Here is a 24,108-nt window from a genome sequence, read left to right on the forward strand (position 1 = left end):
TGTTGCCGGTGCGCATTTATAACCCCAGCCCTTTGCCTGAGGAAATATTTCTGCCGAGATCCCCTGCCGCGAGCCTTTCCATTTCTCGCCCTGCTCGAAGTGCCCAAGAGCCCGGCAGAGAAAAACCCAGCCCGCGCCAGCCATATGCCTGATAGCGGCATGCGCCACGAGGCGCGTTGCAAAGCGGCCGAGGCGCAGTGTACAAATGCTGCTGCGGACCTATGCAAAGTGGATCGGCTCCACATCCGACTGGGCCCATCTGAACATGCTGTAAAACGTCACGAATGGCCCACTTTTTTGGCCCAGGCCACTCTCTGCAAGTGGTGAAAGCCTTAGAAACCAAGCCTGCTATTGGTAAGACGCGACATTTAATTATAAGATCGCGCCTTCCCCTATTTCGTCGCCCCGTGCGGCTTTCGCCGCAGGTCTCGCCCGTTTCTCGATAAAACAAGGCTTTGAGTATCTGCGGTCTGTTGCAAAAAGGTAGTTAATGATGAGCGCAAGGCACTTTCTCTCCCTGATGGATTGCACGCCCGAAGAGCTGGTCAGCGTGATTCGTCGAGGCATCGAGCTGAAGGACCTGCGTAACCGCGGCGTACTCTTCGAGCCCCTGAAAAACCGCGTTCTCGGGATGATTTTCGAGAAGTCGTCTACCCGCACCCGCCTGTCCTTCGAAGCCGGCATGATCCAGCTCGGCGGCCAGGCAATCTTCCTGTCCCCGCGCGACACCCAACTGGGTCGCGGCGAGCCGATCAGCGACTGCGCCATCGTCATGTCGCGCATGCTCGACGCGGTGATGATCCGTACCTTTGCCCACAGCACCCTGACCGAGTTCGCGGCCAACTCCCGCGTACCGGTGATCAACGGCCTGTCCGACGACCTGCACCCGTGCCAGTTGCTGGCCGACATGCAAACCTTCCTCGAGCACCGCGGTTCGATCCAGGGCAAGACCGTGGCCTGGATCGGCGACGGCAACAACATGTGCAACAGCTATATAGAAGCGGCGATCCAGTTCGACTTCCAACTGCGCATCGCCTGCCCCGAAGGCTACGACCCCAACCCTGAATTCGTCGCCCGCGCCGGCGACCGGGTGAGCATCGTGCGCGATCCGCAAGACGCGGTGATCGGCGCCCACCTGGTGAGCACCGATGTCTGGACCTCCATGGGCCAGGAAGAAGAAACCGCCCTGCGCCTCAAGCTGTTCGCGCCGTTCCAGGTCAATCGCGCGCTGCTCGACCTGGCCGCCGAAGACGTGCTGTTCATGCACTGCCTGCCCGCCCACCGCGGCGAAGAAATCAGCCTCGACCTGCTGGACGATCCACGCTCCGTGGCGTGGGACCAGGCAGAAAACCGTCTCCACGCACAAAAGGCCCTGCTCGAGTTTCTGGTCGAGCCGGCGTACCACCACGCATGAGCCAGCCATTACTGCTTAACCTGCGCAATCTCGCCTGCGGCTACCAGGACCAACGGGTCGTGCAGAACCTCAACCTGCACCTCAACGCCGGCGATATCGGTTGCCTGCTTGGTTCCTCCGGCTGCGGCAAGACCACCACCCTGCGCGCGATTGCCGGTTTCGAGCCGGTGCACGAAGGTGAAATCCAGCTGGCCGGCGAAACCATCTCCCGCGCCGGCTTCACCCTGGCGCCGGAGCGCCGGCGGATCGGCATGGTGTTCCAGGACTACGCCCTGTTCCCGCACCTGAGCGTGGCGGACAACATTGCCTTCGGCATCCGCAAGCACCCGCAGAAGAACCGGGTGGTCGAGGAGCTGCTGGAACTGGTCAACCTGAAGAACCTCGGCAAGCGCTTCCCTCATGAGCTGTCCGGCGGCCAGCAACAGCGCGTCGCACTGGCCCGGGCCCTGGCGCCGGAGCCGCAGTTGCTGCTGCTCGACGAACCCTTCTCCAACCTCGATGGCGAACTGCGGCGCAAGCTCAGTCACGAAGTGCGCGACATCCTCAAGGCGCGGGGCACCAGTGCGATTCTGGTGACCCACGACCAGGAAGAAGCCTTCGCCGTCAGCGATCACGTCGGAGTGTTCAAGGAAGGCCGCCTGGAGCAATGGGACACGCCGTACAACCTCTATCACGAACCGTTGACGCCGTTCGTGGCGAGCTTTATCGGCCAGGGCTATTTCATTCGCGGCCAGCTGGACAGCCCGGAATCGGTGCAAACCGAACTCGGCGTACTGCGCGGCAACCGTGCCTACACCTGGCCGCCCGGCGGCGCGGTGGATGTACTGCTACGCCCGGACGACATCGTTTATGCACCGGACAGCGACCTCAAGGCGCGGATCGTCGCCAAGAGTTTCCAGGGCGCGTCGACCCTGTACCGCCTACAACTGCCGACCGGCAGCCAGCTCGAGTCGATCTTCCCAAGCCATGCCGATCATCTGATAGGCGCTGACGTCGGAATCCGCGTCGCCGCCGAACACCTGGTGCTGTTCCAGGCCTCCGGCAGCACCGCGGCGCAGCTGCCACAGGCTGAATCGGGCGTTCGCCGCTACAGCAGCGCCCACTGATCCAGCGGATACCGCAGGCGCCGCTCAACCGGCGCCTGCGCTTTCAATCCAGGAACAGCTTGCCACTGGCCACCAGCGTCGCCTGCCCGCCAATCTTCACCCGCTCCCCTTCCAGCCGACAGAACAACGCCCCTCCGCGCTTCGAGCATTGATAAGCCGTCAGGCTCGTCTTGCCCAGGCGTTCGGCCCAGTACGGAATCAGGGCGCAGTGGGTCGAGCCGGTAACCGGGTCTTCGTTGATGCCAATGGCCGGCGCGAAATAGCGCGAGACAAAATCATGCTGGCTGCCCTGCGCGGTCACGATCGCGCCAGGCCAGGGCAGCTTGGCCAGCGCCGCCATGTCCGGCTGACAGTCGAGCACCGCTTGCTCGGACTCCAGCACCGCGAACAACTCGTTGGCCCCCAGTAACGCCACGACCCTCGTGCCCAAAGCGCACTCCAGTTGCTCGCGGCCATCGATCGCGCGCGGCGCGCGAACCGGGAAATCCAGCCAAAGCTGCGCATCTTCGCGACTGACGCTCAAGGAGCCAGACTGGCAGATGAAGTCGATACGCGGCCCCGGCTCGCCATAAATCTCGAACAGCACGTGGGCGCTGGCGAGGGTGGCATGGCCGCACAAGGCGATTTCGGTGGTCGGGGTAAACCAGCGGATACGCCAGCCTTGAGGCTCGCGCACGACAAAAGCGGTCTCCGCCAGGTTGTGCTCGGCGGCGATGTTCTGCATCAACTCATCGGCCGGCCAGGCCGGCAGTCGATAGACCATCGCCGGGTTGCCGCTGAACGGACGATCGCTGAACGCGTCGACCTGATGAAACTCAAGCTGCATAAACATCTCTCCTTGAACATGCCGCGCAAGCATGAGGCTGCCCGTCCAGGCGCCGACAGCCACAGAGAAAGTTATTTTTTGCCATACAGCGCCGATACTTATCGGCGCACTGGCGGTCAGTCGCGCCCGATATCGGCGAATGCCGCCTGGGTGTGCTCGGCCAGCACGGCGGCCGAGAGTTCGACCTCAAGCCCACGCCGACCGGCGCTGACGAAGATGCTGGGAAAAGGTTGCGCACTGTTATCGATAAAGGTGCGCAGGCGCTTTTTCTGGCCCAGGGGGCTGATCCCGCCCAGCAGGTAACCGGTCGCTCGCTGCGCCGCAGCCGGGTCGGCCATCTCGGCTTTTTTCACCCCCGCCGCGTGCGCCAGGGCCTTGAGGTCGAGACTTCCGACGACCGGCACCACGGCCACCAGCAATTCGCCCTTTTCACTGCTGGCCAGCAGCGTCTTGAACACCTGCGCCGGGTCGAGGCCGAGCTTCTCCGCCGCCTCCAGACCATAGGAGGCCGCCTTCGGGTCGTGTTCATAACTGTGCACCCGATGTTCGGCGCGAACTTTTTTCAGCAGATCCAGTGCAGGGGTCATGGCAACTCCATAGGCAGGGAAAAGAACACCGGCGATTCTAGGATATCCGCCAGCAAAAGGCTCTATTCCAGGGCCCATACCTCAGTCCCGGCAGCCGCCGGCACCAGGCTGGCCGCGCCTTTTGCGCAAAACCCATGCGCTTCCCGCAGGATCATTCACATGACTGATAGTTATAAAATGACTAACGGTTCACTTTCGACCTTTGACAGTAATGTTTCTTGTCTATATTTTTTCGTTTGCGAATATCATGTGGTAGATCCAACAGCCGTACCCAGCAGTAAGCCGCGTCCAGGATGGGGATCCTGCCGACGGTGAAAATCACGCTCGGCGCCCTTCACGCCAGTGCCAGACAACAACAAAAACCGAGGTTTTCCATGACAACTGCGTTACAACAACCGTCGCTCTCCGGCCAGTGCATGGCCGAGTTCCTGGGTACAGCCTTGTTGATCTTCTTCGGCACCGGTTGCGTCGCCGCGCTCAAGGTCGCGGGCGCCAGCTTCGGCCTGTGGGAAATCAGCGTCATCTGGGGGATCGGCGTGAGCATGGCGATCTACCTCACCGCCGGCGTTTCCGGCGCGCACCTCAACCCCGCGGTCAGCATCGCGCTGTGCATCTTTGCCGACTTCGAGAAACGCAAACTGCCGTTCTACATCGTCTCCCAGATCGCCGGCGCCTTCTGCGCGGCGCTGCTGGTCTACACGCTGTACAGCAACCTGTTCTTCGATTACGAACAAGCCCACCAGATGGTCCGCGGCTCCCAGGCCAGCCTTGAACTGGCGTCGGTATTCTCCACCTATCCCAACCCGGCGCTGTCCACCGCCCAGGCGTTCCTGGTCGAAGTGGTGATTACCGCGATCCTGATGGGCGTGATCATGTCCCTGACCGACGACAACAACGGCTTGCCGCGCGGCCCGATGGCGCCGCTGCTGATCGGCCTGCTGATCGCCGTGATCGGCAGCGCGATGGGGCCGCTGACTGGTTTCGCGATGAACCCGGCGCGGGATTTTGGCCCTAAACTGATGACATTCTTCATGGGTTGGGGCGAGGTTTCCTTTACCGGCGGCCGCGACATTCCGTACTTCCTGGTTCCGATCTTCGCGCCGATTATCGGTGCCTGCCTCGGCGCCGTGGCTTACCGCGGGCTGATTGCCCGCCACCTGCCAACCGTCGCCCCTGCTCCAACGGATGCCGAAAAAGCCATTGACGGCAAAGTAAGAACTTCTTGAAACCGGCGGCGCAAGGTCCTGCCCAACCCCGACCTGCGCCTCTTGCCCACTTCCTTATTTTTGTCCAAGGCAATCGACATGACCGACATTCAGAATAAGAACTACATCATTGCCCTCGATCAGGGTACGACCAGCTCGCGCGCGATCATTTTCGATCGCGACGCCAACGTTGTGTGCACCGCCCAGCGCGAATTCGTCCAGCATTACCCGCAAGCCGGCTGGGTCGAACACGACCCGATGGAAATCTTCGCCACCCAGAGCGCGGTGATGGTCGAGGCCCTGGCGCAAGCCGGCCTGCACCATGACCAGGTCGCCGCCATCGGCATCACCAACCAGCGTGAAACCACCGTGGTCTGGGACAAGACCACCGGCCGGCCGATCTACAACGCCATCGTCTGGCAGTGCCGCCGCAGCACCGAGATCTGCCAGCAGCTCAAGCGTGACGGCCTGGAAGAGTACATCCGCGACACCACCGGCCTGGTCACCGACCCGTATTTCTCCGGCACCAAACTGAAGTGGATCCTCGACAACGTCGAAGGCAGCCGCGAACGCGCGCGCAACGGCGAACTGCTGTTCGGCACCGTCGACAGCTGGCTGATCTGGAAATTCACCGGCGGCAAGACCCACGTCACCGACTACACCAACGCCTCGCGCACCATGCTCTTCAACATCCACACCCTGGAGTGGGATGCGAAAATGCTGGAAGTGCTGGATATCCCGCGGGAAATGCTGCCGCAAGTGAAGTCGTCCTCGGAAATCTACGGCCGCACCAAAAGCGGCATCGCCATCGGCGGTATCGCCGGCGACCAGCAGGCCGCGCTGTTCGGCCAGATGTGCGTCGAGCCGGGCCAGGCGAAGAACACCTACGGCACTGGCTGCTTCCTGCTGATGAACACCGGCGACAAGGCGGTCAAGTCCAAGCACGGCATGCTCACCACCATCGCCTGCGGCCCTCGCGGCGAAGTGGCTTACGCCCTCGAAGGCGCGGTGTTCAACGGCGGTTCCACCGTGCAGTGGCTACGGGACGAACTGAAGATCATCAACGACGCCCACGACACCGAATATTTCGCCAGCAAGGTCAAGGACAGCAACGGCGTGTACCTGGTCCCGGCCTTCACCGGCCTGGGCGCTCCGTACTGGGACCCCTACGCCCGTGGCGCGCTGTTCGGCCTGACCCGTGGCGTGCGCGTGGACCACATCATCCGCGCCGCGCTGGAGTCGATCGCCTACCAGACCCGCGACGTCCTCGACGCCATGCAGCAGGACTCCGGCGAGCGCCTCAAGGCCCTGCGCGTGGACGGCGGCGCGGTGGCCAACAACTTCCTCATGCAGTTCCAGGCCGACATCCTCGGCACCCAGGTCGAGCGCCCGCAAATGCGCGAAACCACGGCCCTGGGCGCGGCCTACCTGGCTGGCCTGGCCTGCGGTTTCTGGGGCAGCCTGGAAGAGCTGCGCGGCAAGGCGGTGATCGAGCGCGAGTTCGAACCACAGCTGGCCGAAACCGAGAAGGAAAAGCTCTACGCCGGCTGGAAAAAAGCCGTCAGCCGCACCCGCGACTGGGAACCGCACGAAGGCGCTGAATAAGCCAAGTCGCGGATTCGTATCGGGTTGTAACTGGTCGGGAGTAGATTCCTGCGGCATCATGGGCAAATTTTGCATGGCAGCCCAAAGGAAGCCCCATGAATCTGCCTCCCCGTCAGCAGCAAATCCTCGAGCTGGTCCGCGAACGCGGCTATGTCAGCATCGAGGAAATGGCCCAGCTGTTCGTCGTTACACCGCAAACCATCCGCCGCGATATCAACCAACTGGCGGAAGTGAACCTGTTGCGTCGCTACCATGGCGGCGCAGCCTACGACTCCAGTGTCGAAAACACCGCCTACGCCATGCGCGCCGACCAGATGCGCGATGAGAAACAACGCATCGGCGAAGCCATCGCCGCGCAGATCCCCGATCACGCCTCGCTGTTCATCAATATCGGTACCACCACCGAATCCATTGCCCGGGCGCTGCTCAATCACAGCCACCTGAAGATCATCACCAACAACCTGCACGTGGCTTCCATGCTCAGCGCCAAGGACGACTTCGACGTGCTGCTGACCGGTGGCAATGTGCGTCGCGATGGCGGCGTGGTCGGCCAGGCCAGCGTCGATTTCATCAACCAGTTCAAGGTCGACTTCGCCCTGGTCGGCATCAGCGGTATCGACGAAGACGGCAGCCTGCTGGACTTCGACTACCAGGAAGTGCGGGTGTCCCAGGCAATCATCGCCAATGCCCGGCAGGTGATCCTGGCCGCCGACTCCAGCAAGTTCGGGCGCAATGCCATGATCCGCCTCGGCCCCATCAGCCTGATCGATTGCCTGGTCACCGACCAGCAGCCGGTTCCGGCGCTGACCCAGTTGCTGCAGCAGCACAAGATTCGCCTGGAAGTCGTCTGACCCCCTCCCCGCGTAGCCGCTGCCGCAGGCTGCGATAAGGCCGAAGGCCTTCAGCGAACTGGAGATCCTGCGCCCCCTTCGGGCGCGATCGCAGCCTTCGGCAGCGGCTACAGATCCCCCTTCCGCAAGCCGTGGACGCCTTGCGTCCGACAATGTTCGTAAATTTTCCTTTCCCTGCCTTTCGATGAGTTTTTTCAATCGAACCTCACTGGCTGTCGGCGTGTTTCTGCGCTAGTATTTTCGCAAATGAACATTAATGTTCGATTTCAAATACCAGAAGAACACGAGGCCAGTCGATGCCCACTTCCACCTTGCCCGCGCCCCCTCTCGCCGAGCTTTATGACATTGCCGTGATCGGTGGTGGGATCAATGGCGTCGGTATCGCCGCCGATGCCGCCGGGCGTGGCCTGTCCGTGTTCCTTTGCGAAAAAGACGACCTGGCCAGCCATACCTCCTCGGCCAGCAGCAAGCTGATCCACGGCGGCCTGCGCTACCTCGAACATTACGAATTCCGTCTGGTGCGCGAAGCCCTGGCCGAACGCGAAGTGCTGCTGGCCAAGGCCCCGCATATCGTCAAGCCGATGCGTTTCGTCCTGCCGCACCGCCCGCACCTGCGTCCGGCGTGGATGATCCGCGCCGGCCTGTTCCTTTATGACCACTTGGGCAAGCGGGAAAAACTCGCCGGTTCCAAGAGCCTCAAGTTCGGTCCCGACAGCCCGTTGAAAGCCGAGATCACCAAAGGCTTCGAATACTCCGACTGCTGGGTCGACGACGCTCGCCTGGTGGTATTGAACGCCATGGCCGCCCGCGAAAAAGGCGCCCACGTGCACACCCAGACCCGCTGCATCAGCGCCCGCCGCAGCAAGGGCATGTGGCACCTGCACCTGGAGCGCGCCGACGGCAGCCTGTTCTCGATTCAAGCCAAGGCCCTGGTGAACGCCGCCGGCCCATGGGTCGCCAAGTTCATCAAGGATGACCTGAAGCTGGATTCGCCTTACGGCATCCGCCTGATCCAGGGCAGCCACCTGATCGTGCCGAAGCTGTACGAAGGCGAACATGCGCACATCCTGCAGAACGAAGACCAGCGCATCGTCTTCACCATTCCGTACCTGAACCACTTCACCCTGATCGGCACCACCGACCGCGAGTACACCGGTGACCCGGCGAAGGTGGCGATTACCGAAGGCGAAACCGACTACATCCTGAAAGTGGTCAACGCCCACTTCAAAAAGCAGCTGAGCCGCCAGGACATCGTGCACACCTACTCCGGCGTGCGCCCGCTGTGCAACGACGAATCCGACAACCCGTCGGCCGTGACCCGCGACTACACCCTGGCGCTGTCCGGCAATGCCGACGAAGCGCCGCTGCTGTCGGTGTTCGGCGGCAAGCTGACCACCTACCGCAAGCTGGCCGAATCGGCCATGGCCCAGCTGACGCCGTTCTTCAAGGGCATCAAGCCGAGCTGGACCGCCCACTCGACCCTGCCCGGCGGCGAAGACATGAGCACCCCGCAGGCACTGGCCGAAGCGATTCGCCAGAAGTTCGACTGGGTACCCAGCGAAATCGCCCGCCGCTGGGCTACCAGCTACGGCAGCCGCACCTGGCGCCTGCTGGAAGGCGTACACAACCTGAGCGACCTGGGCGAGCACCTGGGTGGCGGCCTGTACACCCGTGAAGTCGATTACCTGTGCAGCGAAGAATGGGCGGTCAATGCCCAGGACATCCTGTGGCGCCGCAGCAAGCTGGGGCTGTTCACGACCCCGGCAGAGCAGGAAAAACTGCAGCACTACCTGCAGAAGGTCGAGCAGAACCGGGCGAAGATCGAGGCCGCCTGATCGCCCGTCCTATAAAGAAGCCCCCGCGCCACACGGCCCGGGGGCTTTTTCATGGCCGCAGCTTTTGTAGGAGCGAGGCTTGCCCGCGATCCGCGCAACGCGGTGCAACAGGATCAGCGCGGTGATGCCATCGCGGGCAAGCCTCGCTCCTACGGGAATGAGCCCGGCCCTGCTGGGCATTCGGTTTTCCGAACGCGACTTTCGGGTCAATTCGGATAACCGGATAAAGACCGCCGACAATATCCGCCATAAATATTTAATAGCCTTTCAAATCAAGGTCTTGATACGGATCAGCTGGCCTGGCACGACTCATGCTCTACACTCTTCGACGAATGCCTGATGGGCCAACACACATCAGGAGCCGTCAAGGCATTCGCTGTATAAGAGAGCCGTCGAACTGGCTTCATAAAAAAAACAAATGTCGAGGAAATATTGATGCGCATCGTTCCCCATCTGTTGGGCGCAGCCATTGCTGCTGCTCTGATTAGCACTCCAGTGGTCGCCGCCGAACTCACCGGCACGCTGAAGAAAATCAAAGACTCCGGCACCATCACCCTCGGACATCGCGACGCTTCCATTCCGTTCTCCTACATCGCGGATGCATCCGGCGTTCCAGTCGGCTACTCCCACGACATCCAGCTGAAAATCGTCGAAGCCATCAAGAAAGACCTCGACATGCCGGATCTCAAGGTCAAATACAACCTGGTTACCTCGCAGACCCGTATCCCGCTGGTGCAGAACGGCACCGTGGACGTCGAGTGCGGTTCCACCACCAACAACGTCGAGCGTCAGCAGCAGGTCGACTTCTCCGTCGGCATCTTCGAGATCGGCACCCGTCTGCTGTCCAAGAAGGATTCGCCTTACAAGGACTTCGCCGACCTGAAGGGCAAGAACGTCGTGACCACCGCCGGCACCACGTCCGAGCGCATCCTCAAGGCGATGAACGCCGACAAGCAGATGGGCATGAACGTGATCTCGGCCAAGGACCATGGCGAGTCCTTCAACATGCTCGAAGGCGGCCGCGCCGTCGCCTTCATGATGGACGACGCGCTGCTGGCCGGTGAAATGGCCAAGGCCCGCAAACCGACCGACTGGGCTGTGACCGGTACCGCGCAATCCTACGAAATCTACGGCTGCATGGTCCGCAAGGGCGACGCACCATTCAAGAAGGCCGTGGACGACGCCATCGTCGCCACCTACAAGTCGGGCGAGATCAACAAGATCTACGACAAATGGTTCCAGTCGCCGATTCCGCCAAAAGGCCTGAACCTGATGTTCCCGATGAGCGACGAGCTCAAGGCCCTGATCGCCAACCCGACCGACAAAGCGGCTGACGATAAAAAGTCCTGATTCCTGACTAACCTTGTCTCCTGAAAGGGCGCGGCCCTTTCAGGAGCCTGTCACTACCTGCTGGCTTTTTTTGGAAACACTCGAACCGGTGGTTGTCGAGCCGATCGCGTGTGCCTGGGCGTCATCCAGGCGGGAACGGATTTCCCCAAGCGGGTGCTTGTACATCGATCGATCAGAGGGGAGACCCTAATGAATTACAACTGGGACTGGGGCGTGTTCTTCAAGTCCACCGGCGTGGGCAGCGAGACCTATCTCGACTGGTACATCGCGGGCCTGGGCTGGACCATCGCCATCGCCGTGGTGGCCTGGATCGTCGCACTGCTGCTGGGCTCGATCCTGGGCGTCATGCGTACCGTGCCGAACCGCCTGGTGTCGGGCATCGCCACCGTCTACGTGGAGATTTTCCGTAACGTACCGCTGCTGGTTCAGCTGTTCATCTGGTACTTCCTGGTGCCGGACCTGCTGCCGCAAAACCTGCAGGACTGGTACAAGCAGGACCTCAACCCGACCACTTCGGCCTACCTGAGCGTCGTCGTGTGCCTGGGCCTGTTCACCGCCGCCCGTGTCTGCGAACAGGTGCGCACCGGTATCCAGGCGCTGCCACGCGGCCAGGAATCCGCGGCCCGCGCCATGGGCTTCAAGCTGCCGCAGATCTACTGGAACGTGCTGCTGCCCCAGGCCTACCGGATCATCATTCCGCCGCTTACCTCGGAATTCCTCAACGTCTTCAAGAACTCCTCCGTGGCCTCGTTGATCGGCCTGATGGAGTTGCTGGCGCAGACCAAGCAGACCGCCGAATTCTCGGCCAACCTGTTTGAAGCCTTCACCCTGGCCACGCTGATCTACTTCACCCTGAACATGAGTCTGATGCTGCTGATGCGCATGGTCGAGAAGAAAGTCGCGGTGCCCGGCCTGATCTCCGTGGGGGGCAAATAATGGAATTCGATTTCACTGGCGTCGTCCCGGCCATTCCCGGCCTGTGGAACGGCATGCTGATGACCCTCAAGCTGATGGCCCTGGGCGTCGTCGGCGGGATCGTCCTCGGCACCATCCTGGCGCTGATGCGCTTGTCCCACAGCAAGCTGCTGTCGAACATCGCCGGCGTCTACGTCAACTACTTCCGCTCCATCCCGCTGCTGCTGGTGATCACCTGGTTCTACCTGGCGGTCCCCTTCGTGCTGCGCTGGATCACCGGCGAAGACACCCCGATCGGCGCGTTCGGCTCGTGCATCGTGGCCTTCATGATGTTCGAAGCGGCGTACTTCTGCGAAATCGTCCGCGCCGGCGTGCAGTCGATCCCCAAGGGCCAGATGGGCGCCGCCCAGGCGCTGGGCATGAGCTATGGCCAGATGATGCGCCTGATCATCCTGCCCCAGGCGTTCCGCAAGATGACCCCGCTGCTGCTGCAGCAGAGCATCATCCTGTTCCAGGACACCTCGCTGGTGTACACCGTGGGCCTGGTGGACTTCCTCAATGCTTCGCGCTCCAGCGGCGACATCATCGGCCGCTCCAATGAGTTCCTGATCGTTGCCGGTCTGGTGTATTTCACAATCAGCTTTGCCGCCTCGCTGCTGGTCAAGCGTCTGCAAAAAAGGTTTGCCGTATGATCTCTATCAAGAACATCAACAAGTGGTATGGGGACTTCCAGGTGCTGACCGATTGCAGCACCGAGGTCAAGAAAGGCGAAGTGATCGTGGTGTGCGGACCGTCCGGCTCCGGCAAATCCACCCTGATCAAATGCGTCAACGCCCTGGAGCCGTTCCAGAAAGGTGACATCGTGGTCGACGGCACCTCCATCGCCGACCCGAAGACCAACCTGCCGAAACTGCGCTCGCGCGTGGGCATGGTGTTCCAGCACTTCGAACTGTTCCCGCACCTGACCATCACCGAAAACCTGACCATCGCGCAGATCAAGGTGCTGGGCCGCAGCAAGGAAGAAGCCACCAAGAAAGGCCTGCAGTTGCTGGAACGCGTCGGCTTGTCCGCCCACGCCCATAAGCACCCGGGCCAGTTGTCCGGCGGCCAGCAGCAGCGTGTGGCGATCGCCCGCGCGCTGGCGATGGACCCGATCGTCATGCTGTTCGACGAACCGACTTCCGCGCTCGACCCGGAAATGGTCAACGAAGTGCTGGACGTGATGGTGCAACTGGCTCACGAAGGCATGACCATGATGTGCGTGACCCACGAAATGGGCTTCGCCCGCAAGGTTGCGGACCGGGTGATCTTCATGGACGCCGGCAAAATCATCGAAGACTGCCCGAAAGAGGAATTCTTCGGCGACATCAACGCCCGCTCCGAGCGTGCGCAGCATTTCCTCGAGAAAATCCTGCAGCACTAAAGCACAGCCTGTAGCCGCTGCCGCAGGCTGCGATCGGCTCCGAAGGAGACGTGCTCTTCGGATCCGAAGAAGGTCCTGCGGACCTTATCGCAGCCTGCGGCAGCGGCTACAGGAATCGTGCAGTGGTTGACCCAAGGCATCTGTGATGAAATGCGACCCCACTCTCTATCGCGCCGCGCCGCCATCACTCGCCGTGAAACCCCGTCTGATCCGCCACCTGTTCCTGCCGCCACTGGTCATCGCGCTGATGATCGGCCTGGGCTACGTCGGCTTCTGGATCAGCGAGCATTACGGCATCCGCAGCCTCAGCGAGAACGGCGAACGCCAGCTGGAACTGCACGCCCGCGCGGTCGAAAGCGAGATCAGCAAATACACCTACCTGCCCAGCCTGCTGGAACTCGAATCCAGTGTGTCGCTGCTGCTCAACGACCCGACGCCGGAGCACCGGCAGACCGTCAACAATTACCTCGAAGGCCTGAACCGGCGCAGCCGCAGTCGGGCCATTTACGTGATGGACACCACCGGTCGCGTGCTGGCCACCAGCAACTGGCGCGACGTCGACAGCTACCTGGGTGAAGACCTGTCGTTCCGGGCCTATTTCCAGAATGCCGTGCGCGGCCAGCCCGGGCGCTTCTACGGCATCGGCAGTACCAACGGCGAACCCGGCTACTACCTCGCCCACGGCCTGGAAGAACAGGGCAAGATCATCGGCGTGGCGGTGGTCAAGGTACGCCTGGAGGCCCTGGAAGAACGCTGGCAACGCGCCCGCCTGGAAGGCTTCGTCAGCGACGAGAACGGCATCATCATCCTCTCCAGCGACCCGGCCCGGCGGCTGCGGTCGGTACGCCCGCTGAGCGACGACACCAAGGAGCGCCTGGCGCGCAGCCTGCAGTATTACTGGTTCACCCTCAACGAACTGGAGCCGCTGGCCCGCGAACGCCTGGCCGAAGGCGTGGAGAAGCTGACCTTCCCGGCCAACACCGAACTGGTGTCCGACGACAAGGAAATCAGCTACCTGTCCCAGACCCGGCCCCTGAGCGATACGCCCTGGAACTTCACCCTGCTGACCCCGCTCAAGGACCTGCGCCGCGAAGCCATCAACCAGGGCATCCTGGTGGCCGTGGCCTTCGCCCTGGTGGCTTTCCTGCTGATTGCCTGGAACGAGCGGCGCAAGGTCATCGCCACCCGCCTCGCCGCCCGCGAAGCCCTGCAGGAAGCCAACAACCAGCTGGAACGGCGGATCGCCGAACGCACCAGCGACCTGCGCGCCAGCAACGAACGGCTCAAGGGCCAGATCCGCGAGCGCCGCCAGGCCGAGGAAACCCTGCGCCGCGCCCAGGACGAACTGGTCCAGGCCGGCAAGCTCGCCGCCATCGGCCAGATGTCCACCAGCATCGCCCATGAACTGAACCAGCCGCTGGCCGCCCTGCGCACCCTGTCCGGCAACACCGTGCGTTTCCTCGAGCGCGGCGCCCTGGATACCGCCAGCACCAACCTCAAGACCATCAACGAACTGATCGACCGCATGGGCCGCATCACCGCCAGCCTGCGTTCCTTTGCCCGTCGTGGCGAGGACCAGGGCGAAGCCAGCCTCGGCAAGGCCGTGGACGCCGCCCTGCAGTTGCTCAACGCACGCCTGGAAAACCTGCCGCTGCAATTGCACCGCGACTTCAGCGAAGTCCAGGTGCGGATCGACCAGACCCGCCTGGAGCAGATCCTGGTCAACCTGATCGGCAACGCCCTGGACGCCATGCAGGCCCAGCCGCGACCGGAGCTGTGGCTGGAAGGCGAAAGCGTCGAAGGCAAATACCGCCTGCGGGTACGCGACAACGGCCATGGCATCGACGCCGAGGCGCGCAAGCATCTGTTCGAACCCTTCTTCACCACCAAACCCGGCGAGCAGGGCCTGGGCCTCGGCCTGACCCTGTCCGCCAGCCTGGCCGCCGCCACGGGTGGCAACCTGGGCGTCGAGCACCCGGCCGACGGCGGCACCGCCTTCGTCCTCAGCCTGCCCCTGGTCAGCCCTACACAAGCCGAGCCGCTATGAACAACGACCTTACCGTCCTGATCGTCGAAGACGACCCCCATGTCCTGCTCGGCTGCCAGCAGGCCCTGGCCCTGGAAGACATTCCCTGCGTCGGCGTTGGCAGCGCCGAAGAAGCCCTGGAGCGGGTCGGCGACAACTTCGCCGGCATCGTCATCAGCGATATCCGCCTGCCGGGCATCGACGGCCTGGAGCTGCTGACCCGCCTCAAGGCCCGTGACCGCAGCCTGCCGGTGGTGCTGATCACCGGCCACGGCGATATCTCCATGGCCGTCGGCGCGATGCAGAAAGGCGCCTATGACTTCATGGAAAAGCCCTTCTCCCCCGAGCGCCTGGTGGACGTCGCCCGCCGAGCCCTGGAGCAGCGCGGGCTGGCCCGGGAAGTGTCGTCGCTGCGCCGCCAGCTGGCCGAGCGCGACTCCCTCGAAGGGCGGATCATCGGCCGCTCGCCGGCCATGCAGCACCTGCGGGAACTGATCGCCAACGTCGCCGACACCTCGGCCAACGTGCTGATCGAAGGCGAGACCGGTACCGGCAAGGAACTGGTCGCCCGCTGCCTGCATGATTTCAGCCGCCGCCACACCCACCAGTTCGTCGCCCTCAACTGCGGCGGCCTGCCGGAAAACCTGTTCGAAAGCGAGATCTTCGGCCACGAGGCCAACGCCTTCACCGGCGCCGGCAAGCGGCGCATCGGCAAGATCGAGCACGCCCACGAAGGCACGCTGTTCCTCGACGAAGTGGAAAGCATGCCGATGAACCTGCAGATCAAACTGCTGCGGGTGTTGCAGGAGCGCACCCTGGAGCGCCTGGGCTCGAACCAGAGCGTGGCGGTGGATTGCCGGGTGATCGCGGCGACCAAGTCCGACCTCGACGAACTGGGGCGCGCCAACCAGTTCCGCAGCGACCTGTATTACCGCCTGAACGTGGTGACCCTGGAGCTGCCACCGTTGCGCGAGCGTCGCGAGGACATCCTGCAGCTGTTCGAACACTTCCTGCAGCAATCGTCCCTGCGCTTCGACCGCGCCGCACCGGAGCTGGACAACCAGACCCTGTCGAACCTGATGAGCCACGACTGGCCGGGCAACGTGCGCGAGTTGCGCAACGTCGCCGAACGTTTTGCCCTGGGCCTGCCGGCGTTCAAGAAGTCCAGCGGCAACGCCGCGCAGGGCCTGGGCTTTGCCGAGGCGGTCGAGGCCTTCGAGCGCAACCTACTCAACGACGCCCTGCAACGCAGCGGCGGCAACCTGACCCAGGCCAGTCAGGAACTGGGCATGGCCAAGACCACGCTGTTCGACAAGGTCAAGAAATACGGCCTGAGCCACTAACCAGACTGCGAGAAGTACCGTGGATTTATTGCTCAAAGCCTGCCTGGGCGCCGCCGTGGTGGTGATCCTCGCCGCCCTGGCCAAGACCCGGAATTACTACATCGCCGGCCTGGTGCCGCTGTTCCCGACCTTCGCCCTGATCGCCCACTACATCGTCGGCAAGGGCCGTTCCATCGACGACCTGAAGACCACAATCCTGTTCGGCATGTGGTCGATCATTCCCTACTTCGTGTACCTGGCGACCCTCTACGTGATGGTCGACCGCCTGCGCCTGGAAGCCTCCCTGGCAGTGGCCGCGGTGGCCTGGCTGATGGCTGCCACCGTGCTGGTCAGCGTCTGGGTCCGCGTCCACGCCTGACTCCCCCCTGTAGCCGCTGCCGCAGGCGGCGATAAGGCCGAAGGTCTTCAGCGATCTCAAGACCTCTGCGCCCCCTGCGGGGGCGATCGCAGCCTCGCGGGCTCGGCAGCGGCTACAGGTGCCGTTCAGCGCCCTGGCCCGTCCCTTGCATTTACCCTGTAAAGCCCGCTCTGCCTGCGTCCGCGACCTGTGACGCAGGCTTTTCCGAGGGGCGCTGCCATGGGTAAATCCTGCTTTGAACATTCTCGATCTCGACCACAGCCTGACCGCCCAGGAGCCTGTCCAGCGCCGGCTGCGCAGCGGCCAGGCGCGACGCCTGGACCTGCTGGACCTGGGCCCGAAACTGCGGCTCTGGTCCACCGAACGCACCTACCGCCACTTCACCGAACGCCTGCGGCAAAGGCCCGCCCACAGCGGCCCGCAGCCGGAAATCTTCTTTGTCGGCTCCGGTGACTACCACCACCTGACCCCGGCCTTCCTCGCCGACCTGCAACAGCCGGTCAGCCTGATCCACTTCGACAACCACCCCGACTGGGTGCGCTTCGCGCCGCGCCGCCACTGCGGTTCCTGGGTCAACCGGGCGCTGCAGTTGCCGCACATCCAGCGCATCGTCACCCTCGGGCCGTGCAGCGACGACCTGCACAACCCGCAGCTGCGCGGCGGCAACCTCGGCGCGCTGCGCCACGGCAAGCTGCAGCTGTTTCCCTGGGAGCACGCGCCCTCCAAGGTCTGGGGCCGGGTCGGCGACGGCGCCGGGCACCAGCAGCAGGAAAACCACCTGCACTGGCGCAACCTGGCCGGGCTCGACTGGCCAGCCTTCCTCGACCAGTTGATCGCCAGCCTGCCCACCCAGGCGATCTGGATCACCATCGACAAGGACGTGCTGGCCAGTACCGACGCCGCGACCAACTGGGACCAGGGCGGCATGCGCCTGAGTCACCTGCTGCAGGCCCTGCGCAGCTTGGCGGCGGGCAAGCGCATCCTCGGTATCGACATCTGCGGCGAGTTCGCCGCGCCGGCCTTCAGCAACGCCTTCAAGCGCTGGGAAGCACGCTCCGACCAACCGCCGGCCGAACGCTGGAGCGCGGCCGACCTGCTACGCAATTCGACCACCAACGAAGCCCTGATGGCGCTGTTCGAGGAGCTGTTCCCGTGACCCTGACCGTTGTCTTGCTGGTGGCGTTTTCTATTGTCCTGGACGTGATCGGCCAGCTCTGTTTCAAGCTCGGCCTGGACCGCCTGCCGGAGCTGGAAGGCGGTTTTCGCCTGAATGCCTTCTGGGGCCAGGTGTTCAACGCGCCGCTGCTGTGGTGCGGCATCGGTGCCTATGTGATCGAGTTTTTCGTCTGGCTCGAAGCCCTGTCCCGCGCGCCGCTGAGCCTGCTGTTTCCGGCGGCGGCCCTGGCCTATTGCGGCGTGGTCCTGGCCGGCAAGCTGATTCTCGGCGAGCACGTCAGCCGCCGACGCTGGCTGGGCACCCTGGTCATCACCCTCGGCGTGATGCTGGTGTGCGTCGCCAGCACCTGAGCCCCCTCAACGCTTCACAAGGAAAGATTTCATGACTGCACAGACTCACGGCTGGCTCCACGGGCGCCTCGGCACCCTGGTGCTCTGGGCCCTGCTGATCGGCTTCGAAAGCGCCGGCCAGATCGCCACCAAAGTCGGCGGCGACCAACTGGGCCAGATGGATTTCAACCTGCAATGGCTGGCCGCGGTGGCGGTCAACCCGGGGGTGCTGCTGGCGATTGCCTGCTACATCGGCGCGTTCTTCGTGTGGATGCTGATCCTGCGGCGCAGCAGCCTGTCCCTGGCCTTCCCCCTGAGCTCGCTGGTGTTCGTGGTGGTGTTGCTCGGCTCCTGGCTGGGCCTGGGCGAGCAGATCAGCCTGCTGCACTGGGTCGGCGTGCTGGTGATAGTCAGCGGGATCGCCCTGCTGGCCGAGGGCGAAGAAGCCTAGGACATGGGGGCGCATAACGCCCCTGTAGCCGCTGCCGAGCCCACGAGGCTGCGATAAGGCCCGCAGGGCCTTGGTTCCCAATCTCCCGCCGAACCTGCGGTCTTCAGAATGCCACGACCGTACCGGTCGATCGCAGCCTGCGGCAGCGGCTACAGGTGCGCGGGTGTCAGCGCTTGGGGTGTTTCAGCAGAAAGCCCAGGCCATGGGCCAGCGGAATCACCTTCACCCCCGCCGCCCGCTGCTGTTCGCGGATCTCCCGGTGGAAGGCCTTGACCCGGGTCCAGTGCATCTTCGGCCGGTAGTGGTGTTCGGCGTGGTAGCCGTTGTTCATCCAGATCAGGTTATACAGCCGGCTGTAGCTACTCACGCCCCAGGCGATCGGCAGGTCCGGGTTGCCGCCCAGGTGCTCGTAATAGCCGTTGAGCGAGGACAGCGACTGTCCCAGGTACCAGAACGGCAGCAGCACCAGCAGCGCATGCCAGTCGTATAGCCCCAGCGCCACGTAGGCCAATACCGTCACGCCGATTTCCACCTTGACCCAACGCGCGTCCGCCGGGCGCTTGCGCTGCATTTCCTGGTAGATGGCCTTGGGGTCGTCGCGGAAAAAACTCAGGAAGGTATAGGCCCAGACATTGTCCGGCTGGCCGTTGCGGCCATGCAGGTAGATCGACAGCGGGTCGATCGTGGTGCCGTCCGGCCCGGGCCGATCCGAGTTGCCACGGTGATGGCGGTTGTGGATATCGCGGTACAGGGTCTGGGAAAAACCGATGGTCACCGACAGCAGCAGATCGAAGCCGCGGTTCAGCCACGGCAGGCTGAAATAGGCGTTGTGGATCTGGTTGTGGGAAATGCTGTTGATGCTCCACGACAGGCTGAGCGCATACAACGACGCCGCCGGCAGGATCACCCACCAGGACAGGCTGTGAAAGGCCAGCACCAGCCACAGGACGAAGGAAAAATGCGCCAGGGCCATCAGGATCGGGACGATGTCCCACAGCGAATGGGCGAGCAGGCGATAAGCGGGACGAGCCATGAAGAACTTCCTGAAAAGTGGGTTCATGGCTGCCAGTGCAAAGGGTGGACCAATTTCTCCACTGCAGGAGCGAAGCTTGCTCGCGATGAATGCTGACGCGGTGTTACAGACACCCCGCAGCGCCTGGATCGCGGGCAAGCCTCGCTCCTACAGAAACAGCGCATGCCGGCAGAGGTATTCAGCCACGCTTTTGTAGGAGCGAGGCTGGCCCGCGATGACGACCTGGAGAACGCCACGCAAGTCCGGCGATAAGGCCTTGGCCGGCCTCAGAACTGGTAGCTGAGGGCGGTCTGGACCTGGCCCTGGTTCACTTCGCCGCGCTCGCGCACCAGGGTGCTGTCGGCCGCCGAGCCTGTCAGGTGAATCCAGCTGGCGCTGGTCATCCACGACCAGTTGCCGCCCAGGGGCACTTGCAGGTTCTGGGTCAGGGTCAGGTTCTGCAGACCGCCGCCGGCGCTGTAGCGGCCGATGCCCGTCGCCTGGGCTTCGGCGTCTCTGATGCCAAAGAAGGTCTGGGTCTGCCGGGCGTCGGCGAAATGCGCGGTGAGGTTGCTGCTGCCGATGATCCCCAGGCCCAGGGGATAACCGATTTCGCCGCCGACCTTGCCCAGCAGGCCGCCCTGGCCGGAGCCCGCGCCCACCGCGCTGCCGAGGGAAGCGAACAGGCGCCAGAAGTCGTCCGGCGCGTATTGGATGTAGCCGCCGACATCGGCCATGTTCGGCACATCCCGCAGGCCGCGCAGCGAGCCGTTGGCGTTGCGTCCCGACAAGTAGTTGATATAGGGCCCGGCGCTGAAACCCTTGGCCTTGAAGGCGTCCCAGGTCAGGCCGTCGTCGGTGTCGAGGCTGACATCGCCCCACTCCAGATCGACATAGGGCAAGGGCACGGTGTCATGCCGGCTGCCGCTGGGGTCATGGGGCTGGTAACCGATGCCCAGGCCCAGCGCGCCGCTCAATCCATCCTGGCCCCCGTCCTCGGCGAAAGCCCCGCAGACAGCCCCCAGAGACAGCAGGGCGGCGAGCAGGGCGGAGCGTGTGAAGCTGAACATGGCGCGGGTTTCCTTAAGTGAAGATGCGCGCATCAATCACCACCGTGCCCCCTCCCTGCAAGCACTGATGTTGTTTGTAGCGAGCTACAAAATTTGTAGCTCCAACCCGCCCATCCAACGCCTTGTTCCCGCGCAAAGCCCAGCCCGCCTGGGCTTGAGCCACTTGGCACAGTCCCTGCTCCAGTACCTGGCATGCGCAAAGTGCGCTCCTCTACAACAGGTAACTGCAGATGATGCACTGGCATATCGTGTGTGACTTCGACGGGACCATCACCCGCACCGACGTGATCGACAACGTCCTCCAACGCTTCGCCGACCCGAGCTGGGAAGACATCGAGCAGCAATGGCTGGATGGCCATATCGGCTCCCGGGAATGCCTCAGCCGCCAACTGGCGCTGGTCAAGGCCTCGCCCGCCGAATTGCTGGCCTGCTTCGACAGCGTCGAGATCGATCCCGACTTCCCCGACTTCGTCGATCACGTGATCGGCCTGGGCGCGTCCCTGGAAGTGGTCAGCGACGGCATCGAGCAAGGCATCGCGCGAATCCTCGCGCGCCACTACGTGAGCCTGCTGCCGATCCTCGCCAACCGCCTGCGCCAGGTCGACCAGCACAGCTGGCGCATCGACTTCCCGCATTCCAGCGACGCCTGCCGCGCCGCGTCCGGCAACTGCAAATGCAAATCCACGCCCAAGGGCAAGCGGGTGCTGGTGATCGGCGACGGCCAGTCCGACATGTGCGTGGCCGCCAGCGCCGACTTCGTGTTCGCCAAGGGCCGCCTGGCCGAGTACTGCCAACGCCACGCCATTCCCCACGCGACCTTCGACTCCTTCGCCGAACTGCCGGCACTGCTGGCGCTGTTGCCCAACGACGCGGCCAACGCCGGCACCTTCACCCTCGACAACACCACCGAACACTCCGTACACACTCAGGAACTCTTCCACCATGTCTGACATTCGTATCGCTACCGCAGAAGACCAGGTGCTTCTGGAAAAAGAAGCCAAGTACTGCTCCTACGGCGACACCGTCCACTACATCGAACCGCCACGGATCTTCAGCCGCTGCGAGGGCTCCTACGTCTGGGACACCAGCGACCAGGCCTACCTCGACCTGCAGATGTGGTACTCGGCGGTGAACTTCGGCTATGCCAACCCGCGCCTGAACAACGCCCTCAAGCAACAGATCGACAGCCTGCCGCAGATCGCCAGCCAGTATCTGCACAAGGGCAAGATCGAGCTCTCGGAAATGATCGCGGTCGATGCCAAGAAGAAATTCGGCCTCGACGGCCGCGTGCACTTCAACGTCGGCGGCTCGCAGTCCATCGAGGACTCGCTGAAAGTCGTGCGCAACGCCACCAACGGCAAGAGCCTGATGTTCGCTTTCGAGGGCGGCTACCACGGCCGCACCCTCGGTGCCTCGTCGATCACCTCCAGCTACCGCTACCGTCGCCGCTACGGCCACTTCGGCGAGCGCGCCAACTTCATTCCCTTCCCCTACCACTTCCGCGGCCCCAAGGGCATGACCAAGGAAGAGTACGGCAGCCACTGCGTGCAGCAGTTCGCCCGACTGTTCGAGACCGAATACAACGGCGTGTGGGACCCGAAAGTCGGCCAGAGCGAATACGCCGCCTTCTACGTCGAGCCGATCCAGGGCACCGGCGGCTACGTGATCCCGCCGATGAACTTCTACAGCGAGCTCAAGCACGTGCTCGACCAGCACGGCATCCTGATGGTGGTCGACGAGATCCAGATGGGCTTCTACCGCACCGGCAAGCTGTGGTCGATCGAGCACTTCGACGTCAAGCCGGACGTGATCGTCTTCGGCAAGGCCCTGACCAACGGCCTCAACCCCCTGGGCGGCATCTGGGCCCGCGAAGAACTGATCAACCCCAAGGTGTTCCCGCCGGGTTCGACCCACTCGACCTTCGCCTCCAACCCGCTGGGCACCGCGGTGGGCCTGGAAATGTTCAAGATGACCAGCGAGACCGACTACGGCGCGATGGTCATGGAGAAGGGCAAGTACTTCCTGGCCGGATTGCAAGACCTGCAGAAGCGCTACCCGATCATCGGCGACGTCGACGGCCTGGGCCTGGCGCTGCGCTGCGAGATCTGCACCAGCGACGGTTTCACCCCGGACAAGGCGACCCTGGACTACATGGTCGAGGAAGGCATGAAGGGCGACATCGAAATCAACGGCCAGCGCCTGGGGCTGATTCTCGATGTGGGCGGCTACTACAAGAACGTCATCACCCTGGCCCCCTCGCTGGAAATCAGCTACGCGGAGATCGACCTCGGCATCGCCCTGCTCGACCGTCTGCTGGACCGGGCCATGAAGCGATGAGCGCACCGATCGATCTGGACGAAGGCATCGACCTGGGCCAGGGCGATGCCGGGTTCGTGCTCGGCAGTGGCGAGGTCGCGGTGTTGTTGATCCACGGCCTCACCGGCACCCCGACGGAACTGCGTCGGGTGGCCGTCGGCCTGGCCAACGCGGGGTGCACGGTGTACGTGCCGACCCTGGCCGGGCACTGCGGCAACAACGCCGACCTGCAAGCCACCGGCTGGCAGGACTGGTACGAGGGCGTGCGCCGGACCTTCGCCGGCATCCGTCGCCGCCACCGGCAGGTGTTCGTCGGCGGCCTGTCGATGGGCGCCGTCATGTCCATGTACCTGGCCTCGGAACACCCGGGGCAGGTCAGCGGCCTGCTGATGTATTCGACCACCCTCAAGTACGACGGCTGGAGCATCAACAAGCTGGCGTTCCTCACCCCGCTGCTGATGAAGATTCCGTTCGGCGTGCACATCTGCAGCTTCGAGGAGAAGCCGCCGTACGGCATCAAGAACGAGCGCCTGCGGGCGGTGGTCGAGCGGCAGATGAAGGCCGGCGAAAGCAGCAGTGCCGGCCTGCTGACCATGGAGGGGGTGACCGTGCGCGAGCTGCACCGGATGAACGCGGTGGTGAAAAAACGCATGCCGTCGATCACCACCCCGGCCCTGGTGCTGCACTCCATCGAGGACGACATCACCAGCCGCTGGAACGCCGACTATGTCGAGCGCAAGCTCGGCGGCCCGGTGGTCAAGGTGCTGCTCGACAACTGCTACCACATGATCACCGTCGACCTGCAGTACCGCCGGGTGGTGGAGTTGAGCGCGGACTTCATCGAACGCCAGGCGGACCCGCGGCCCGCAGCGTACGACGACCAGCGCCAGTTCGCCTGACTCAAGGACC

The 24,108-nt window shown here is 63.4% G+C and carries 23 protein-coding genes; 19 read left to right on the plus strand and 4 right to left on the minus strand.

Annotated elements, in window-relative coordinates; genetic code table 11:
* Positions 1 to 493 precede the first annotated feature (493 nt).
* Both argF and CXQ81_RS26070 read left to right on the plus strand, forming a co-directional pair.
* Entirely contained in the window at positions 494 to 1,414 is a 921-nt protein-coding gene (argF, locus tag CXQ81_RS26065) for an ornithine carbamoyltransferase (protein ID WP_009045370.1), read from the plus strand.
* The gene (locus CXQ81_RS26070; RefSeq protein ID WP_101338948.1) at positions 1,411 to 2,520 is read left to right on the plus strand and encodes an ABC transporter ATP-binding protein; all 1,110 of its coding nucleotides are present in this window, start codon (positions 1,411 to 1,413) and stop codon (positions 2,518 to 2,520) included. Before argF ends, CXQ81_RS26070 begins: the two co-directional genes overlap by 4 nt.
* A gap of 43 nt (positions 2,521 to 2,563) precedes the next feature.
* Here CXQ81_RS26070 and CXQ81_RS26075 read toward each other — a convergent pair whose 3' ends face one another.
* Together CXQ81_RS26075 and ybaK are read right to left on the minus strand one after the other, a co-directional pair.
* A complete protein-coding gene (locus CXQ81_RS26075; protein WP_087090132.1) occupies positions 2,564 to 3,346 on the minus strand; it encodes a PhzF family phenazine biosynthesis protein in 783 nt (260 codons plus the stop codon).
* Positions 3,347 to 3,462: 116 nt separating this feature from the next.
* Positions 3,463 to 3,933 (minus strand): Cys-tRNA(Pro) deacylase, encoded by a 471-nt coding sequence (ybaK, locus tag CXQ81_RS26080; protein WP_007922416.1) that lies wholly within the window; start codon positions 3,931 to 3,933, stop codon positions 3,463 to 3,465.
* Positions 3,934 to 4,307: 374 nt separating this feature from the next.
* Between ybaK and CXQ81_RS26085 the strand changes: the two genes are divergently transcribed.
* From CXQ81_RS26085 to CXQ81_RS26150, 14 genes are all read left to right on the plus strand, one after another.
* On the plus strand, positions 4,308 to 5,159 hold the full coding sequence (locus tag CXQ81_RS26085; protein WP_007922415.1) for an MIP/aquaporin family protein: 852 nt from the start codon (positions 4,308 to 4,310) through the stop codon (positions 5,157 to 5,159).
* Positions 5,160 to 5,237: 78 nt separating this feature from the next.
* Positions 5,238 to 6,743 carry a glycerol kinase GlpK gene (glpK, locus tag CXQ81_RS26090; protein ID WP_009045375.1) on the plus strand — a complete coding sequence of 502 codons (1,506 nt, stop codon included), beginning with the start codon at positions 5,238 to 5,240 and terminating at the stop codon, positions 6,741 to 6,743.
* 95 nt (positions 6,744 to 6,838) lie between these two features.
* Positions 6,839 to 7,594 (plus strand): DeoR/GlpR family transcriptional regulator, encoded by a 756-nt coding sequence (locus CXQ81_RS26095; RefSeq protein ID WP_007922413.1) that lies wholly within the window; start codon positions 6,839 to 6,841, stop codon positions 7,592 to 7,594.
* 296 nt (positions 7,595 to 7,890) lie between these two features.
* The gene (gene glpD, locus CXQ81_RS26100) at positions 7,891 to 9,429 is read left to right on the plus strand and encodes a glycerol-3-phosphate dehydrogenase (RefSeq protein WP_101338949.1); all 1,539 of its coding nucleotides are present in this window, start codon (positions 7,891 to 7,893) and stop codon (positions 9,427 to 9,429) included.
* Positions 9,430 to 9,864: 435 nt separating this feature from the next.
* On the plus strand, positions 9,865 to 10,779 hold the full coding sequence (locus CXQ81_RS26105; RefSeq protein ID WP_007927135.1) for a glutamate/aspartate ABC transporter substrate-binding protein: 915 nt from the start codon (positions 9,865 to 9,867) through the stop codon (positions 10,777 to 10,779).
* A 189-nt stretch (positions 10,780 to 10,968) separates the two neighbouring features.
* On the plus strand, positions 10,969 to 11,715 hold the full coding sequence (locus CXQ81_RS26110) for an amino acid ABC transporter permease (RefSeq protein WP_007927137.1): 747 nt from the start codon (positions 10,969 to 10,971) through the stop codon (positions 11,713 to 11,715).
* Complete coding sequence (locus CXQ81_RS26115) at positions 11,715 to 12,386, plus strand: amino acid ABC transporter permease (RefSeq protein WP_007927139.1); 672 nt, start codon at positions 11,715 to 11,717, stop codon at positions 12,384 to 12,386. The genes CXQ81_RS26110 and CXQ81_RS26115 overlap by 1 nt, the downstream gene beginning before the upstream one ends.
* On the plus strand, positions 12,383 to 13,117 hold the full coding sequence (locus CXQ81_RS26120; protein ID WP_007927141.1) for an amino acid ABC transporter ATP-binding protein: 735 nt from the start codon (positions 12,383 to 12,385) through the stop codon (positions 13,115 to 13,117). Before CXQ81_RS26115 ends, CXQ81_RS26120 begins: the two co-directional genes overlap by 4 nt.
* 145 nt (positions 13,118 to 13,262) lie before the next feature.
* Complete coding sequence (locus CXQ81_RS26125; RefSeq protein ID WP_101338950.1) at positions 13,263 to 15,164, plus strand: sensor histidine kinase; 1,902 nt, start codon at positions 13,263 to 13,265, stop codon at positions 15,162 to 15,164.
* Positions 15,161 to 16,486 carry a sigma-54 dependent transcriptional regulator gene (locus tag CXQ81_RS26130; protein ID WP_007927143.1) on the plus strand — a complete coding sequence of 442 codons (1,326 nt, stop codon included), beginning with the start codon at positions 15,161 to 15,163 and terminating at the stop codon, positions 16,484 to 16,486. Before CXQ81_RS26125 ends, CXQ81_RS26130 begins: the two co-directional genes overlap by 4 nt.
* 28 nt (positions 16,487 to 16,514) lie before the next feature.
* The gene (locus CXQ81_RS26135) at positions 16,515 to 16,844 is read left to right on the plus strand and encodes a GlpM family protein (protein WP_162136174.1); all 330 of its coding nucleotides are present in this window, start codon (positions 16,515 to 16,517) and stop codon (positions 16,842 to 16,844) included.
* 235 nt (positions 16,845 to 17,079) lie between these two features.
* Positions 17,080 to 18,000 carry an arginase gene (locus CXQ81_RS26140; protein ID WP_101338951.1) on the plus strand — a complete coding sequence of 307 codons (921 nt, stop codon included), beginning with the start codon at positions 17,080 to 17,082 and terminating at the stop codon, positions 17,998 to 18,000.
* Entirely contained in the window at positions 17,997 to 18,371 is a 375-nt protein-coding gene (locus CXQ81_RS26145; RefSeq protein WP_053262459.1) for an EamA family transporter, read from the plus strand. The genes CXQ81_RS26140 and CXQ81_RS26145 overlap by 4 nt, the downstream gene beginning before the upstream one ends.
* A 31-nt stretch (positions 18,372 to 18,402) precedes the next feature.
* The gene (locus tag CXQ81_RS26150) at positions 18,403 to 18,801 is read left to right on the plus strand and encodes an EamA family transporter (protein ID WP_053262460.1); all 399 of its coding nucleotides are present in this window, start codon (positions 18,403 to 18,405) and stop codon (positions 18,799 to 18,801) included.
* A 166-nt stretch (positions 18,802 to 18,967) separates the two neighbouring features.
* Here CXQ81_RS26150 and CXQ81_RS26155 read toward each other — a convergent pair whose 3' ends face one another.
* Together CXQ81_RS26155 and CXQ81_RS26160 are read right to left on the minus strand one after the other, a co-directional pair.
* On the minus strand, positions 18,968 to 19,834 hold the full coding sequence (locus CXQ81_RS26155) for a fatty acid desaturase (protein ID WP_101338952.1): 867 nt from the start codon (positions 19,832 to 19,834) through the stop codon (positions 18,968 to 18,970).
* Positions 19,835 to 20,100: 266 nt separating this feature from the next.
* Positions 20,101 to 20,883 carry a MipA/OmpV family protein gene (locus CXQ81_RS26160; protein ID WP_101338953.1) on the minus strand — a complete coding sequence of 261 codons (783 nt, stop codon included), beginning with the start codon at positions 20,881 to 20,883 and terminating at the stop codon, positions 20,101 to 20,103.
* A gap of 230 nt (positions 20,884 to 21,113) precedes the next feature.
* On the opposite strand from CXQ81_RS26160, the gene CXQ81_RS26165 reads away from it, so the two are divergent.
* From CXQ81_RS26165 to CXQ81_RS26175, 3 genes are read left to right on the plus strand one after another with little or no spacing between them, the layout of a single operon-like run.
* Positions 21,114 to 21,833, plus strand: a complete 720-nt coding sequence (locus CXQ81_RS26165; protein ID WP_101338954.1) for an MtnX-like HAD-IB family phosphatase — start codon at positions 21,114 to 21,116, stop codon at positions 21,831 to 21,833.
* Entirely contained in the window at positions 21,826 to 23,220 is a 1,395-nt protein-coding gene (locus CXQ81_RS26170; RefSeq protein ID WP_007927153.1) for an aspartate aminotransferase family protein, read from the plus strand. The genes CXQ81_RS26165 and CXQ81_RS26170 overlap by 8 nt, the downstream gene beginning before the upstream one ends.
* Positions 23,217 to 24,098, plus strand: coding sequence for a carboxylesterase (locus tag CXQ81_RS26175; RefSeq protein WP_101338955.1), 882 nt, complete (start codon positions 23,217 to 23,219; stop codon positions 24,096 to 24,098). The genes CXQ81_RS26170 and CXQ81_RS26175 overlap by 4 nt, the downstream gene beginning before the upstream one ends.
* The last annotated feature ends 10 nt before the right edge of the window (positions 24,099 to 24,108 follow it).

The organism is Pseudomonas sp. 09C 129 (assembly GCF_002843625.1).
Lineage (GTDB): Bacteria > Pseudomonadota > Gammaproteobacteria > Pseudomonadales > Pseudomonadaceae > Aquipseudomonas > Aquipseudomonas chlororaphis.

Coding starts and splice junctions, on each gene's coding strand:
- CXQ81_RS26115 (WP_007927139.1), top strand. CDS start 11,715: ATGGAATTCGATTTCACTGGCGTCGTCCCGGCCATTCCCGGCCTGTGG.
- CXQ81_RS26150 (WP_053262460.1), top strand. CDS start 18,403: ATGACTGCACAGACTCACGGCTGGCTCCACGGGCGCCTCGGCACCCTG.
- CXQ81_RS26070 (WP_101338948.1), top strand. CDS start 1,411: ATGAGCCAGCCATTACTGCTTAACCTGCGCAATCTCGCCTGCGGCTAC.
- CXQ81_RS26095 (WP_007922413.1), top strand. CDS start 6,839: ATGAATCTGCCTCCCCGTCAGCAGCAAATCCTCGAGCTGGTCCGCGAA.
- CXQ81_RS26130 (WP_007927143.1), top strand. CDS start 15,161: ATGAACAACGACCTTACCGTCCTGATCGTCGAAGACGACCCCCATGTC.
- CXQ81_RS26170 (WP_007927153.1), top strand. CDS start 21,826: ATGTCTGACATTCGTATCGCTACCGCAGAAGACCAGGTGCTTCTGGAA.
- ybaK (WP_007922416.1), bottom strand. CDS start 3,933: ATGACCCCTGCACTGGATCTGCTGAAAAAAGTTCGCGCCGAACATCGG.
- argF (WP_009045370.1), top strand. CDS start 494: ATGAGCGCAAGGCACTTTCTCTCCCTGATGGATTGCACGCCCGAAGAG.
- CXQ81_RS26120 (WP_007927141.1), top strand. CDS start 12,383: ATGATCTCTATCAAGAACATCAACAAGTGGTATGGGGACTTCCAGGTG.
- CXQ81_RS26160 (WP_101338953.1), bottom strand. CDS start 20,883: ATGTTCAGCTTCACACGCTCCGCCCTGCTCGCCGCCCTGCTGTCTCTG.
- glpD (WP_101338949.1), top strand. CDS start 7,891: ATGCCCACTTCCACCTTGCCCGCGCCCCCTCTCGCCGAGCTTTATGAC.
- CXQ81_RS26075 (WP_087090132.1), bottom strand. CDS start 3,346: ATGCAGCTTGAGTTTCATCAGGTCGACGCGTTCAGCGATCGTCCGTTC.
- CXQ81_RS26105 (WP_007927135.1), top strand. CDS start 9,865: ATGCGCATCGTTCCCCATCTGTTGGGCGCAGCCATTGCTGCTGCTCTG.
- CXQ81_RS26165 (WP_101338954.1), top strand. CDS start 21,114: ATGATGCACTGGCATATCGTGTGTGACTTCGACGGGACCATCACCCGC.
- CXQ81_RS26155 (WP_101338952.1), bottom strand. CDS start 19,834: ATGGCTCGTCCCGCTTATCGCCTGCTCGCCCATTCGCTGTGGGACATC.
- CXQ81_RS26085 (WP_007922415.1), top strand. CDS start 4,308: ATGACAACTGCGTTACAACAACCGTCGCTCTCCGGCCAGTGCATGGCC.
- CXQ81_RS26125 (WP_101338950.1), top strand. CDS start 13,263: ATGAAATGCGACCCCACTCTCTATCGCGCCGCGCCGCCATCACTCGCC.
- glpK (WP_009045375.1), top strand. CDS start 5,238: ATGACCGACATTCAGAATAAGAACTACATCATTGCCCTCGATCAGGGT.
- CXQ81_RS26175 (WP_101338955.1), top strand. CDS start 23,217: ATGAGCGCACCGATCGATCTGGACGAAGGCATCGACCTGGGCCAGGGC.
- CXQ81_RS26110 (WP_007927137.1), top strand. CDS start 10,969: ATGAATTACAACTGGGACTGGGGCGTGTTCTTCAAGTCCACCGGCGTG.